12 protein-coding genes and 1 pseudogene are annotated in these 13,775 nt (G+C 60.1%); 9 read left to right on the forward strand and 4 right to left on the reverse strand.

Annotation, left to right across the window (positions count from 1 at the left end):
- The first annotated feature begins 117 nt into the window (after positions 1–117).
- The 4 genes from ACWGTI_RS10415 to dprA are packed head-to-tail and all read left to right on the forward strand — an operon-like array spanning position 118 to position 4,161.
- Positions 118–1,083, forward strand: coding sequence for an aspartate carbamoyltransferase catalytic subunit (locus ACWGTI_RS10415; protein ID WP_023806087.1), 966 nt, complete (start codon positions 118–120; stop codon positions 1,081–1,083).
- Positions 1,080–2,366 carry a dihydroorotase gene (locus ACWGTI_RS10420; RefSeq protein WP_454587034.1) on the forward strand — a complete coding sequence of 429 codons (1,287 nt, stop codon included), beginning with the start codon at positions 1,080–1,082 and terminating at the stop codon, positions 2,364–2,366. Before ACWGTI_RS10415 ends, ACWGTI_RS10420 begins: the two co-directional genes overlap by 4 nt.
- A gap of 56 nt (positions 2,367–2,422) precedes the next feature.
- On the forward strand, positions 2,423–3,028 hold the full coding sequence (plsY, locus tag ACWGTI_RS10425) for a glycerol-3-phosphate 1-O-acyltransferase PlsY (protein WP_454587035.1): 606 nt from the start codon (positions 2,423–2,425) through the stop codon (positions 3,026–3,028).
- Positions 3,025–4,161: a DNA-processing protein DprA gene (dprA, locus tag ACWGTI_RS10430; protein ID WP_454587036.1), complete on the forward strand. Its 1,137-nt coding sequence runs from the start codon at positions 3,025–3,027 to the stop codon at positions 4,159–4,161. Before plsY ends, dprA begins: the two co-directional genes overlap by 4 nt.
- Positions 4,162–4,171: 10 nt before the next feature.
- On the opposite strand, the gene ACWGTI_RS10435 is transcribed toward dprA, so the two are convergent.
- Entirely contained in the window at positions 4,172–5,227 is a 1,056-nt protein-coding gene (locus ACWGTI_RS10435) for a hypothetical protein (RefSeq protein ID WP_454587037.1), read from the reverse strand.
- Positions 5,228–6,705: 1,478 nt separating this feature from the next.
- Here ACWGTI_RS10435 and ACWGTI_RS10440 point away from each other — a divergent pair.
- The 5 genes and pseudogenes from ACWGTI_RS10440 (at position 6,706) to ACWGTI_RS10460 (ending at position 9,816) form a co-directional block, all read left to right on the forward strand.
- Entirely contained in the window at positions 6,706–6,987 is a 282-nt protein-coding gene (locus tag ACWGTI_RS10440; protein ID WP_454587038.1) for a GYD domain-containing protein, read from the forward strand.
- 158 nt (positions 6,988–7,145) lie between these two features.
- Positions 7,146–7,307 (forward strand): annotated as a pseudogene (locus tag ACWGTI_RS10445) (HK97 family phage prohead protease); the annotation flags it as partial.
- Positions 7,308–8,101: 794 nt separating this feature from the next.
- The gene (locus ACWGTI_RS10450; protein WP_454587039.1) at positions 8,102–8,440 is read left to right on the forward strand and encodes a hypothetical protein; all 339 of its coding nucleotides are present in this window, start codon (positions 8,102–8,104) and stop codon (positions 8,438–8,440) included.
- 142 nt (positions 8,441–8,582) lie between these two features.
- Positions 8,583–9,407 (forward strand): Stf0 family sulfotransferase, encoded by an 825-nt coding sequence (locus ACWGTI_RS10455; RefSeq protein WP_454587040.1) that lies wholly within the window; start codon positions 8,583–8,585, stop codon positions 9,405–9,407.
- A gap of 205 nt (positions 9,408–9,612) precedes the next feature.
- A complete protein-coding gene (locus ACWGTI_RS10460) occupies positions 9,613–9,816 on the forward strand; it encodes a hypothetical protein (RefSeq protein ID WP_454587041.1) in 204 nt (67 codons plus the stop codon).
- 298 nt (positions 9,817–10,114) lie between these two features.
- Here ACWGTI_RS10460 and ACWGTI_RS10465 read toward each other — a convergent pair whose 3' ends face one another.
- The 3 genes from ACWGTI_RS10465 to ACWGTI_RS10475 form a co-directional block, all read right to left on the reverse strand.
- Complete coding sequence (locus tag ACWGTI_RS10465) at positions 10,115–10,657, reverse strand: hypothetical protein (RefSeq protein WP_454587042.1); 543 nt, start codon at positions 10,655–10,657, stop codon at positions 10,115–10,117.
- Between the two features lie 1,231 nt (positions 10,658–11,888).
- Positions 11,889–12,209, reverse strand: coding sequence for a DUF982 domain-containing protein (locus ACWGTI_RS10470; protein WP_454587043.1), 321 nt, complete (start codon positions 12,207–12,209; stop codon positions 11,889–11,891).
- A 499-nt stretch (positions 12,210–12,708) separates the two neighbouring features.
- Positions 12,709–13,332: a hypothetical protein gene (locus ACWGTI_RS10475; protein WP_454587044.1), complete on the reverse strand. Its 624-nt coding sequence runs from the start codon at positions 13,330–13,332 to the stop codon at positions 12,709–12,711.
- Positions 13,333–13,775: the final 443 nt, after the last annotated feature.

Raw genomic sequence — 13,775 nt, forward strand, 5'->3', positions numbered from 1 at the left:
CGGCTAGATATAGCCCAAGCTTGCCGGCGCACGCGACGAAAATACCGGGGAGAAAGGCCGCAATCCCAAGCTGGCGCTTGCGGCAAGGAATTCTCCCCCCTATAGCAGCGCCTTGAGATGACCGACGCTTCGTCCTTGCCGCTTTATCCTCATCGCCATCTTCTGGGCATCCGCGATCTTTCCCCCGGAGATATCGAGCTTCTGCTCGACCGGGCCGATCGCGCCGTCGCCATTTCGCGGCAGTCCGAGAAGAAGACCTCGACGCTGCGCGGCCGCACGCAGATCAACCTCTTCTACGAAGCCTCGACGCGCACGCAGTCGTCGTTCGAGTTAGCCGGAAAGCGGCTTGGCGCCGATGTCATGAACATGTCGGTGGCGAGTTCTTCGGTGAAGAAGGGCGAGACGCTGATCGACACGGCGATGACGCTAAACGCCATGCGCCCCGACATTTTGATCATCCGCCACCAGTCGGCCGGCGCTGCTGCCCTTCTGGCGCAGAAAGTCGGCTGCTCCGTGGTCAATGCCGGCGACGGCGCGCATGAGCACCCGACACAGGCACTGCTCGACGCGCTGACCATCCGCCGTGCCAAAGGACCGCTGTCGAAGCTGATTGTGGCGATCTGCGGCGACATCCTGCATTCGCGTGTCGCGCGCTCCAACATCATGCTGTTGAACGCGCTCGGCGCGCAGGTGCGGGTCGTCGCGCCGTCCACGCTCTTGCCTTCCGGCATCGAGAAGATGGGCGTCATTGTCTCGCGCTCGATGGCCGAAGGGCTGAAGGGTGCCGATGTGGTGATGATGCTGCGCCTGCAGCGCGAGCGCATGGAGGGCGCCTTCGTGCCCTCGGTGCGCGAATATTTCCGCTATTTCGGCCTCGATGCGGAAAAGCTGAAGGCAGCCAAGGACGGGGCACTGGTCATGCATCCCGGACCGATGAACCGCGGCGTCGAGATCGCGTCAGAAATCGCCGACGGCCCGCAAAGCGTCATCCAGGAACAGGTCGAGATGGGTGTCGCCGTGCGCATGGCGGTGATGGAAGCGCTGCTCGACCCGCGCCGCAATGCAGAGGGCCGCGGCGCATGAGCACGACGGTCTTTGAGCGCGCCCGCATCGTCGATCCCTCACGCGGCATCGATGAGATCGGCACCGTCATCGTCGAGGGCAAGAAGATCGTTGCCGCCGGCAAGGCCGCCTTGAACCAGGGCGTGCCGGCGGGAGCCATGGTCGTCGACTGCGCCGGCAAGGCGGTCATTCCCGGCCTGATCGACGCGCGCGTCTTCATCGGCGAGCCTGGCGGCGAGCATCGCGAGACCATTGCCTCGGCAAGCGTGGCGGCGGCGGCCGGGGGCGTTACATCCATTGTCATGATGCCCGACACCGACCCGGTGATCGACAATGTCGCCTTGGTCGAATTCGTGCTGCGCACCGCGCGGGACACTGCGATCGTCAACATCTTTCCGGCGGCGGCGATCACCAAGGGCCTGGCCGGCCGCGAGATGACCGAGTTCGGCCTGCTGCGCGAGGCCGGCGCCGTCGCCTTCACCGACGGTCGCCACTCAGTATCCAGCGCGCTGGTGATGCGCCGCGCGCTGACCTATGCCCGCGATTTCGGTGCTGTCATCGCCCATGAGACGCAGGATGCCGACCTCGGCTCCGCTGGGGTGATGAATGAAGGCCTCTATGCCAGCTGGCTCGGCCTTGCCGGTATCCCGCGCGAGGCCGAAGCGATCCCGCTGGAGCGCGACCTGGCGCTGGCGCGGCTGACGCGCGGCGCCTATCACGCGGCCAAGATCTCAACCGAGATGGCTGCACAAGCGATGACGCGAGCCAAGGCCGACCAGGCCAATGTCACGGCGGGCGTCGCGATCCACAATCTGTCGCTCAACGAGAACGATGTCGGGGAATACCGCACCTTCTTCCGGCTGACGCCGCCTCTGCGCGCCGAGGAAGACCGGCTGGCGATGATAGAGGCGGTCAAGGACGGCACGATCGACATCATCGTCTCCTCGCACGACCCGCAGGACGTCGACACCAAGCGCCTGCCCTTCGCCGATGCCGCGGCAGGGGCGATTGGACTGGAAACGCTTCTGGGCGCGGCGCTCCGGCTCTACCACAATGGCGATTTGCCATTGCTCAGACTGATCGAGACGCTGTCCACCGCGCCGGCCAGACTGTTCGGCCTGCCCGGCGGTTCGTTGAAGCCGGGAGCGCCGGCCGATCTTGCGGTCGTCGACCTCGAAGAGCCCTGGATCGTCAGCGAAAGCGGCATTCGATCGCGTTCGAAAAACACCTGTTTCGAAGGGGCGCGGCTGCAAGGCATGGTCTTGCAAACGCTGGTGGCGGGCCGCACAGTGTTTTCGAACTAGAGTGACCGCGGCACGTCGCGCGTCGATCTGCTGCCAGGGAAATGCGGGGGGAAACAATGAGTTACAACGCCATCCTGGCATTGCTGTTCGGCTATCTCCTCGGTTCGATTCCCTTCGGCCTGCTGATCACCCGCGCCGCGGGTCTGGGCGATGTGCGCAAGATCGGCTCCGGCAATATCGGCGCCACCAATGTGCTGCGCACCGGCAACAAGGGCCTCGCTGCCGCGACGCTGGTGCTCGACGCGCTGAAAGGTACGGCGGCGGTGATGATCGCGCGCCATTATGGGCACGACTTCGGACCGTGGGCCGGCCTTGGACTCTGGGCGGGCCTTGGCGCCTTCCTTGGCCATCTGTTTCCGGTCTGGCTCGGTTTCAAGGGCGGCAAGGGGGTGGCGACCTATCTCGGCGTCCTGATCGCGCTCGGCTGGCATGTGGCGCTGATCTTTATCGTCGTCTGGCTGGCGACGGCTTTCATCTTCCGCTACTCGTCGCTGGCAGCGCTGACGGCGGCGGTCATCGTGCCGATAGCGCTCTATTTCTGGAGCACGCCTGAGATTGCCGGGCTGTTCCTGGTGATGAGCCTGATCGTCATATTCAAACATCGCGCCAACATTTCGCGCCTTCTTGCCGGCACGGAAGACAAAATCGGAGCCAAGGGTTGAGCAAGCCAGCCGCCGGGCCGCGCCTAAGCGACCGGCAGCGGCTGAGCTGGCTGCGCCTGATCCGTACGCAAAATGCCGGCCCGGCCTCATTTCGCGAACTGATCAACCGTTTCGGCTCGGCCGAGGCAGCGTTGGAGATGCTGCCGGAGCTGATAATTTCGGGCGGCGCCAAAAGGATCGTGCGCATTCCCTCCGTCGAGGAGGCCGAAGCGGAGCTGGAAGCAGCCAGCGAGAACAGCGCCCGTTTCGTCGGCATCGGCGAGGCCGACTACCCGCCGATGCTGAAAAACATGGACAATCCGCCGCCGCTGATTGCCATGAAGGGCGAGGCTGCGGTGTTTCGTCTGCCGGCAGTCGCCATTGTCGGCGCCCGCAACGCATCGCTCGCCGGCATCAAGATGGCGCGCATGCTGGCGGCGGATCTCGGCCGCGACGGCTATGCAGTGGTCTCCGGCCTGGCGCGCGGCATCGACACGGCGGCACATCAGGGCAGTCTCTCCACGGGCACGATCGGGGTGCTGGCCGGCGGGCTCGATGTCCCCTACCCGCCTGAAAATATCAGCTTGTGCGACGACATCGCCGAACGCGGAGGTGCCGTTATTTCCGAAATGCCGTTCGGCTGGCAGCCGCGGGCGCAGGACTTTCCGCGCCGCAACCGGCTCGTCGCAGGCGCGGCACTCGGGCTGGTCGTGATCGAGGCCGCGCAACGCTCCGGCTCGCTGATCAGCGCGCGCCTGGCCGGCGAAATGGGCCGGCTGGTCTTTGCCGTGCCGGGTTCACCGCTCGATCCGCGCTGCGCAGGCTCGAACGGCCTGCTCAAGGACGGTGCCACCCTGGTCACCGAGGCGGCCGATGTTTCCGGAGCGATCGCGCCTTTGGCCGGTATACGGGCGCCACGGGGTACGCGGCCGGAAAAGGCACCCGACTTTTCGGCAACGCCGCCGCCCGGCGAGGACGAACGCAGCGGCGTGCTCGAAGTGCTGGGCCCAACGCCGGTGGCTGTGGACGAGATCATCCGCCATACCGGCCTCAATGCCGCGCAGGTGTCGATGGTGCTTTTGGAACTCGACCTCGCCGGCCGTATCGAGCGCCACGCCGGCGGCAATGTCTCGCTGGTAATTGGGGGCTCCTGAATTCCTTCGGCTACCGGAACAGGTACTTCGACACCTCCGGATTGCCTCGGCGCCACATCACGTTGTCCAAAAAATAATGATGCACGTTGATGAAGATCAGCACGATGAAGAAGAACAGCGATGATCCCAGCACTTGCCGGTCGTACGGTATCAGGGCGGTCAGCGCAGACGGGATCAACCAGAAACCGAGATAGCCAAGGGCGGTGCCGCCAACGATAAATCCGAGGAGCCGAAACCTGTAGAGGGGGCCGAGAAACGACAGGATTTTCGGCTGCGGATCGCTTTCGGCATCGGAGCTGTCACGCTCGACGTTCGTCTGGTAGCGCCAGACCACGGCGAGGTACTGCAGCGAGTGGAGCGCAGGCACGATCAGCAGCCAGAGCGGATTTACTCTGGCAATCAGGATCCAGAGATAAAGCGACGCGACATAGGCCACCAGACCGTTATAGGGCAGACCGCCACCGTTCTTTCGCCAGCGATTGACCAACATCAAAAGCGTGGCCGCCATCGACGCAACGGCCGCCAGCATGGCGATGTCGGTTATCCAGGAAGGGGCGGCGAATGTATAATAGTCCAGCCCGTAATATTTGCCCTGAGTGACCGCCGTGTTGGTCTGCAGCCACGCCAGGATCCACACGGCATAGGAGTTGAACAGCAACACCTTCTTGTCGCGATCGTCGAAGAATTTGCGCTTCAGCACCGCGTCCACCATCAGCATGCCGTAGCCCTGCTTGACGTAGTGCCAGCCGACAAAAAAGAACATGGCGTTGGTTGCATAGCCGAGCAGGAGCGTGTTCGCCGCCGCCGCGCCATAGGCAAAGAACCCAGACATGACCAGGGGCACGACAATGCCCGCGAAGATGTAGCGGAGCTGCAGGCTCCGGTCGTAGCCGTCGCCAGATACCTTGCGCCCGAAATTGCGGTAGAAAAGTTGGTAAGAGTGGGCGAAGTGGGGATAGTTCACGAGATAGGCCACGAAGACCATCGTGGCTGCTACCGGACCCTCATACTCGAGCGGCACCAGAAACAGCACCGGCAGAATGAGAAACGCGCTGCCGCCCAGCATCAGGAAATCGGCGACCGGGCCGAAGAGGTATTTTTGAGGTGTCGCCGCCTTAGGGGCTACAGCATCCGCCGAAAGCTGAAGTGTCATACGAAAACCCTCCCCTGGGAAGGCCCGAGTTTAGCCAGCGGCGGGTGTGGCGACAAGGTTGGAGGCGCGCCCTGGGCCGATGCAGGCACAGCGCTATGGGATTCCGACCCATGACGTACTGATTACAAGCACTACGATCTCAACACCGCGAGCGGGGAGGAGATCACTCGGCAGTCATGGGCCTGAAGGCAAGGCTCAAGCGGTTCGCTGCAGACGAGAAGGACGCTGCCGACATAATCGGGCGGGTTGAGGGTCCGGCCGAGTGCTCGCGCATTCTCAAGACGAGCAGGCGCGTAGCTGCGAATGGTGCCATAGCGATAAAAGCCATCGTGACACCGACGAAAACCGACAAGAGACAAATCCCGCCGGGGACGGAGCAAACTGTTTCCATGACGTACCCCTTTTCCACCGTTGACCTGGTGGCCTCCTTCGCGCGCCTGCAAGCATGCTCCCGCTTCATGGGAAATACAAGCATGCTCTAATAGACAAAGGCCGGAAGAGGTTTCTCAGGAGAGATCAGATGAGCTTTCTTCGCCCTGGACCAAAGCCAAAAAGGCGTACCCCAACAGCGCGACTGCTTCGAGGTTGGAGGCGCAACAGCCGGCTCATACGGCGCGGAGCCGCGGTCAATGGCGCGCTCTGGCGGGCTAAAGGAACCTAAATCAGAGCTTAATCGTTCAATCAGGGTATGGCGCCAATCGGGTGTGCGCATGAACCCTCGTGACAAGGCCATTTCTCCGTTTGAGGAGGAACACCACCAGGTCCAACTCGCAAAGAGCGCGCGCCTCCGAGAGCTTCGATCTCATGCGTCTTGGCTGGCCTTGGATCCTTATGCCCAGTTTCATGATGAGATAGACCTCTCAGCCATTTTTGAGGAAAACGCGTTGCGCCCACGCTTATAGAGCGACGTACGTCCCAGGGACTTCAGTCGTAATTGAGTCATTCCTAATATGCCTATAGCTTAGGCAGTGCGGGGGGACCCCCGAATTCCAACCCGCAATGGCCGGTGCGCCTGCTTGCCCAAGCAACCCCCCGCACCGGCCATTCCTGCTTTCTGGGGCCGAGGAGCTATCGCCTCGAGGCGATGGAAGGAGACGGAGGGAAGGTCCTGCGGCTGAGCAGCGCCGAAAATGATATGTGTTAACGTCACATGTCGATTGGCGAAATGCGGAATGTCCAATCGAACCAAAACGGTAGCGTCAGACCTTAGTCCAACAGCAGAAGCCCGCTACTGGGTGCTCAGCACGGGATATGTATCCCGCAAGGAACCGACCCTTGTATCGATAAATTGAGTATTCGGCAGATCACGAGATCCGCCGATTATCGAGGGAGGATGTCATATGCCAACGTTCATAGTCACAGGGTCCTATTCAGCCACCGCAGCGAGTGGAATGATTGACAATCCGTCGAACCGAGAAAAGGCGGCCCGTGCCATCTTTGAAGTAGCGGGCGGGAAACTGCATTCTTTCTACGTCACGACGGGCGAAACTGACTGGATGGCAATCACGGAATTCGGCGACGGTGCTGACCTGATCCCCGCACTTCTCGTCGTCGGCGCATCGGGAGCAGTATCGAATGTCAAAACCGTGCGAGCCTACACGGGCGCAGAGTTCAAGGCGGCCCAAGAGAAGGCGGGCAAAATCGCCTCTTCCTACAAATCGCCGGCAAGATAAGCAGACCACCGGTGCACCAAAACGGGGCGGCAACGCCTGTAATTTATCACGTTACCAAGGCAGGCCCGCTGCTTCGGTGGCGGGCTTTCTTAAGGCTCGAAGGGTAGCTCATTACCCACATTGTCGGCACTTAAACGCGCCACCGCTCGCCGAAGCGCACGATCCTACAGGCTCGGTTGACTGAGGTTAGTGCGGTACTATGGCCGGCCTACACCACCACAAGCATCGGGCTTTCGCGCTCAGCTGAAAACCACTCCGCTGCCAAGCGCCGCTTGCTTGCAAAGGCCGAAGCGACACACCGCCTGCGCGGCATCAATTAGATGATACTACTTGATTGTTGAAGTGTATCCGGGGTCCACATGTAGGCCCCGGTCCATCGCCAGCGCGATTACGAATAGCACTCCAACGATGAGAAATGGAGCGATTAGGATCGCCGCGCATGTCGGATTTATCTTTCTCATTGGGGTATCGTGCGCCGCTCAATTTAATCAAATCCAAAGAAACACGGTTAACCGTGCCGGCGGCAAGCGCAGGGGCATTCAACTAAAGCGGCAACTCGACCAATTGGATGAAAGCGAAATGCTACGCGGTTGGGGGAGTTCGACCTGCTTGGCGTCGAACGGGAGCCGGGCAAGCCGGCCTTCGCGCTGATGGAAGAGCGAGGCACAGGCCGCTATGTCGGCTCGGCGTTCATCACATTGAACAGGAAATGCGCGAACGGCTCTGGAAGCGCGTCCAGGACCACGCCGGGGCCGCTCCCAAGCGCATGAAGCGGCCAGCGACACAATGGGTGAAGCCCGGCCATCGGCCGTGTGAAGCACCCACGTGGCGAGGACGACCTGCGGCACGCATCCCTGCAGGATTTCCGAGAGCACCAGGCTGAATAGCTTTTTGGATCTTTCTATTATTTCTCCCAAGCGGGGTTCCCGAATGTAATCGACAGCAATCGAGGTCGACTGGGGCCTACCCTTGGAAGAAAAAAATACTATCACAATAACCACACCAGCAAACCCACCGGAAGACGCGGGAGCGCAGGCATATTAGCGATCGGGAACATACGGCTTCTGCGGGCGTTTATCGGGTGAAGGGTGATCTCGGCCTCTGGGAGGTTGCTATGAGAAGACTGTTCCTTGCTTCGGTGATTGCCATCGCCTCCGCCGCAGCCACGGTCGTGCCTGCGGATGCACGGTACTTCGGTCCTGGCATCGGTGTTTTTGGTCCGTTCGGCGGCTTCGGCCCGTTCGGCGGTGGCCCCTTCTACGGCGGCGGCCCGTTTTACGACTATGGCGGCCGCTATTATGGCCCCCGGTACCACGATTATTATCCCGGCTACGTGGCCCGCTACCCACACCGCTACTATTACCGGCATCATCGTCATTGCCACGTGAAGTGGGTGAGGCACTGGCACCATCACCACCGGGTGCTGGAACGCGTTCGGGTTTGCCGGTACTGACAAGCCGGACATCTGGCCGCGGTGCGCGGTAGGCGGTGCTGCGGCCGAGTGGAACACCTTCAAACGACAAAGGCGGTGAAGGCGACGCCGACGACGGTCAAATCGACAATCCCCGACATGGTGCGACGCTTCGAATTCGCGCATGCCGGCGATATCGGATGGCGCGCGCCTGGCGTGCCACAGCGAAGGCGAGGCTACCATGCGGGGTGTCGCAATCTTAACAGAGCAAAGAAGCGGCTCGAACTGGTTAGGGAGTTTGACAAATGCGACTGGCCTGATGGGGCATTCGGAGGAATGGCTAGGTTCGGGAAACTTGCGATTCGCGCCTAGCAGCTACGTTGCTTTTGAAGAAGCTGTTATTAAAAAAGGGTCGACCGATAACGGACGGTTCGCAATCAAGATATTTCCGCGACACTTGGAACCGTGCAAGCGCAAGTACGGCAAGGACTTTTTGTTCGAGATAAACAGGAAGCACGATCTGCTCGTCATTTTACTGGAACGCCGAGACCGATTTCGACAAGCTATCTCGGCCTACCGGGCAAAGATGTCCGGGGTGTTTACTAGCCACCAGCACGAACGGACCACCCCGCGAACTGTTCCCTATAGCTTTACTGGTATTAGCCAGGCGTATTTCCAAATTGACCTAAGCTATGCATATTGGCGATCCTACGTGAATCTGCTTGGGTTGGATTGTCGGCTCTTTGTCTATGAAGATTTGCTGCCTGACCCAAATCTTTATCTAGAAGCGTTCGCTGAGTTTATGGAAGTGCCGGCTCCGGAGAGCACGTCTGCTTCGAAATTCATGATTCAACGAGACAGCGTGACGGAAGAATGGTTGGCTCGCTTCCGCGAAGACGTTGCGGCCAAGGGTGCGATTGAAGGGATCGGGAACACGACAGTTAGTAGGACATTGGGAAATCTGGTGCGCTTTCTCCTGAAGCGTCCGGTCTCGTTTGGTAGACTTTGATCTGTCATCGCTCGCCTGATACCGCTGACGCTCGCGATCTGTCGAATATCCATGAAGACCGAGAAGCGTCGGTCGAAGAGATCCAAGACAACCTTCCGTTTAGCTGTTCGCCACTGCAAGAAAAGCTATATGAAGGCGACAGCGATTCCTATCATGGGGGTCAGCCGCCGCAACAATCAATTTCGCCGACGCCAGCTGCGTCGTGATGATTGCCGCAGCAACGGATGGCACGCTTGGCGCCTTCACGCTCGGTGGCGTCAACGTTGATGACGACCAGGCATTCAGCGGCCTCGCCACATTCGAATCGGCAGTTGGCCACGTCACCAATCTTGCGGCTGACGCGGCGCGCGCGCTATCGGCTGTATCCACTGCTACCGTCGAGGCCTTCGTCGCGCGAACCTATAGCTGAATGGGCCGGGCTATGCGTCGTTCGCGCCGCTTTAGGCGTTCGCTATCGCGGATTCTTCGACCCGTTCGACACGGGAAATTGTACTCAACCTTCCGATAGCGAATGCGGCCATGACGATGGAAGCCGCAGTGATGCTCAGGAAGATCCAGGATGCTGTCGCGGGATCGGCAGCGTAGCAACTTGCGAGTTCCATAGCGTTCCCCTTTGTTCGACAGGCGCCAGTCTAGTCCTGCCGCACCGGAAGTACAAGAGATCGCTAATATAACCGTTCAACGCTTGATGAATCGGGGGCAACCAGTCACCGCGTAGCTTGGCGTCTTGAACGTCCCGATTCCAGTGAAATAGCGGCAAAAATAGCCGTCGCCAGCATTTTCCTGATAAGGACCCCAGTCGACGTCGCGAGCAGCCCACCAACAAACAAAAGAACCAGAAGGCCCAAGCTGGCGAGAATTATCCGCATTTTTCGCCCCCATGGCAGAGCCCGCGCCGACGTTTTTGCTGTCAACCTGGTTGCCATTTCACGGGCGCGCTGTTCCTCTGTTTGAGCAGTAATTCGGGCGTCGCGCACGTCCCGCAGCTCTTGAGCGTAGCGCTGCCTAGAATCCGCTGAAGCCACCCGTGAATTTGTATCCAGCCATGTCTTGAACAAGTCGGGCCGAATGCGCACTCGTTGGTAGCCATATCGCCCACCCCATTCGCGCTCTCCCATCGATGCCTCGAAAAGCTCGGCCCACGCCTCCCACGTCGAGGGCATGTCATCGGCGCCGGGAAGTTGCCGTATGAGGGGATAATCCTTCGGCGTGTAGACCGGCATTGCCACGACAGTGACCGGCTTCTTCACCGCTTTGCCCTCCGCCAGCCAGCGGCTCGCGCCTCCGCCTCACTGCAAAACCACCGCTCGCTGTATTGCGGGCTGATCTTGGTGTCCCTCCGCCAGCGGTCGCTGGTCGGCACCTTCATGACGCTGGACTGTGCCCACGCCCTCTCTCCCCAACGGGACGATGCTGCTTCCAAAGCGGCAGTAAGTCCAGAGAGGCAAGATAGTGCTAATGCCGCCACCAATCGAGCTACCCCTACACCATAAGGACTAATTGCCCCCAATGTGAGCGTTAGCTAATTTATACTGCGACGAGATTCAAACCCCTCTCGTCAGCCTTTGATCTTCCGCCCGCCGGCTCTCCCCGGCGGGCTTTTTGCGATGGGGTGGTACAAGGTGTTGCTAATATACAGCACCGCCAGCATCTCTCCCAGCAGCAGCGCGCAACCACTTCCCATCTGCCAGCCGTTGGCGCCAGAATGCCAGCGAACGAAGCGAGGCGGTGAAGATGGACAAGCGGCAAGATACGAAAACCATTGAGTTGTGCTGTCTTCTAGCGGTGCCGGTATCACTGCTGTTCACTGTGGTGTTCGCTGGGATGGTCCTGACCGGCGTCCGGTAGCCGCTTTCCAGCGGGTCGATAAGGGCAACTGCACGTTGTGGTGTTGCCGTTCGGCTACAGCGGACTCAATCAAGCCTGTTGTACAAGCCGTCTTGCCGTGGGGTGCCTGGATATCTTTGGCGGGCCATCCAGGAACGAGGCGCGGTTTGAGGGAAGATGGCCCGTCGGCATTGCCGGCGGGTTTTTCTTAATATCAGCCGCCAAGGGAACCGGCACCGACCGCCGGAATTAGGTGAATGGTAGGCGGTGTAACTTTCTTCGGGGAGTAAGCCATCTGCTGCCCGTCGCTGGTCACCCTCAAGCTGGCGGCGGGCTTCTGCCTTGCAGGCTTCTTCGGCCATCCTACAGATAATTTTGCGCTCCGCGCGTACGCGGGCGGTCAGCCTACGCCGGTTCACATTCCAGAACGCTGTAGGCCAACCGCCCGAGCCGCCTGAGTGGCAGGTACGCCGGGAATGGGCTTGCCGGCGCGCTGACGCTACGCCTGTGGTGGTAGGGCGCAAACGGGATCGCAACGCATGGTGAACGGGCGGTTACTATACACAGCTCAAGTCTTGACGCTGGGCCCCAACCTCGCCGCCCCGACAGCCAGGGGGTGTAAGCCATCCTTCCCAGCCCCGACATACCACACGCCTATCGTGGAATGAGTTCTTCTCGCTCCGGCCAAACCTCAACCCTCACGCGCTCGGCAGCACGGGACGCGGCCATTTCAAGCGCATCGGGAGCGAGGATGCCACGCGATCGGGCGAACGTCTCAAAAGCAACGCGTGCTGACTCAATGTCTCGCTCGCCCCGAAGCGCTGACCGGCAGACAGCGAGTGTTGCGGCATAGGCGGGGCTGCGGCTTCCCGTCCACTCATCCAGCAACGAACAAGCCTCAGCGACGGAACTAATGTCGCTTGGAAAGCCAAGACCGACGAACACACTAACTGGCGTTGAAAATAGCTTATCCATCTGAGACTCCCGCGACGAGACGCCAAATAACGCGCCAACTTTACGACGGTTGCGTGGTTCGCGGCAGTAGACCAAACGGCGTAACGACCATCTCACAACAGGCTGGTGGGATAAATACAGGAGTATCTATGACGCCCTGCCGATGAACACCGTGACCGGCGATCGGTTGGGATTGCACTCTACCGACTAAGGCCCGACCTGAAGCCAGTGAATGACAATCAAGATCGCCGCGAACGACGCTTCGGCGGTGCGAGCAGCAGCTGTGCGACTGGCGCAGCTTCAACAGTGCGGTGTTCGAAACATTCTTTATACACGCGCCGGGCTAAATAGCTGACGATCAGCCACTTGATGGTTCGCCACATCGGTTCGACCTCTCCTTAGTTGAGTGGTCAACGCGGCGACCTCGTGTGGGTTCCGAGCCTCGGGCGGCTTCACGGGCGACTCAAAGCTCAGCCGCTCGACTGTCGCGACAATCGCCCGCGATAGCGCTTCGGTAGGTTCAGTCGGAGTTATTCTTGTTTTTACCTAAATCCCGAACTTGCATCTTTTTAGCTAAATCCCGATCTTGTATCGCCTCGGCGAGCGCAATCTCGTTCACGCTCGATGCAAGAATTTTCGTAGGTATGCCACGCTTTCGGTCGTCGTCCGTAAAGAAGGGAAGTCTATTGAATACCGATACCTTGATATCGAATAACTCATAAAATTCGTCGGTGAAATCACCTTCAGGTCCGAGTAATACGAGCCTCTTTATTCTATCCCAGATATCCGGGCCAGCTTCTTTCAAAGCCGAGATCGCAAGATCAAGCTCTTCATCTGTCGCAACCCGCCGCGCTGCTGCGATCTCCGCCGCGGACTTTCTTGCTTCCTCGACCAAGCCATCGATCAGGTCGGTCAAGGCAGACCGATCCTCAGCAATCTGCCGAGCAAACTGGGTTGAGGCGAGAGAGGCAATTATGTCGTGCTCAAACTTCTGCTGCCTTGTCTCAAACGTCCTGCTGTTCTGCCACGCGCGACCCGAATGGGTGGAATAGACGGCGCGTGTGGCAATGGCTTCCCAAACGGCCCGATGTCCCTCTTTTATGACCTGGGCTGCAGCTGCTATTTCATCCTGGGTGAGCGGCACGTCGCAACCTATCTGGTGGCAGATGAGGCGATGGCGGACGCTGAGAAGCAGGGCATGAAGCGGTCCAGAACAGCGCCGGCGGCCTCGCTGGTTGACCAGACAATGGGGGCGAACGCAAGCCCGCTGCTCCAAGGGCCGCGCTATATCGGCCGCATGGGCCACCAGCAGTCCGCCGCGTGCCCCCACGCGGCGGACCTCTGATGGGAGCGGCTAAATCCCTAAGGAATCGGCCGCTTGTATTTGTATTGTGAACTTCGGGTCGCGTTAGCCTATGGTGTGATCGCGTAGGTCATGGTCCCGGTGGCGTCACCGGGCCTGTGCCGTTCCGCTGGATGAATTCAGCCTTCTTGCCGGTGATGGTCACAATCGCTTTCAACAGCGGTTCATGGACCTCACGAAGCGCGCGGTAGTGCTCTCAGTTGCAGGCAAGGAGAGGACCGACG

It is taken from the genome of Mesorhizobium sp. ArgA1 (genome assembly GCF_053714375.1).

Coding starts and splice junctions, on each gene's coding strand:
- ACWGTI_RS10435 (WP_454587037.1), bottom strand. CDS start 5,227: ATGCTGGGCGGCAGCGCGTTTCTCATTCTGCCGGTGCTGTTTCTGGTG.
- ACWGTI_RS10450 (WP_454587039.1), top strand. CDS start 8,102: ATGAGAAGACTGTTCCTTGCTTCGGTGATTGCCATCGCCTCCGCCGCA.
- ACWGTI_RS10420 (WP_454587034.1), top strand. CDS start 1,080: ATGAGCACGACGGTCTTTGAGCGCGCCCGCATCGTCGATCCCTCACGC.
- ACWGTI_RS10415 (WP_023806087.1), top strand. CDS start 118: ATGACCGACGCTTCGTCCTTGCCGCTTTATCCTCATCGCCATCTTCTG.
- plsY (WP_454587035.1), top strand. CDS start 2,423: ATGAGTTACAACGCCATCCTGGCATTGCTGTTCGGCTATCTCCTCGGT.
- ACWGTI_RS10440 (WP_454587038.1), top strand. CDS start 6,706: ATGATTGACAATCCGTCGAACCGAGAAAAGGCGGCCCGTGCCATCTTT.
- ACWGTI_RS10460 (WP_454587041.1), top strand. CDS start 9,613: ATGATTGCCGCAGCAACGGATGGCACGCTTGGCGCCTTCACGCTCGGT.
- ACWGTI_RS10455 (WP_454587040.1), top strand. CDS start 8,583: ATGCCGGCGATATCGGATGGCGCGCGCCTGGCGTGCCACAGCGAAGGC.
- ACWGTI_RS10470 (WP_454587043.1), bottom strand. CDS start 12,209: ATGGATAAGCTATTTTCAACGCCAGTTAGTGTGTTCGTCGGTCTTGGC.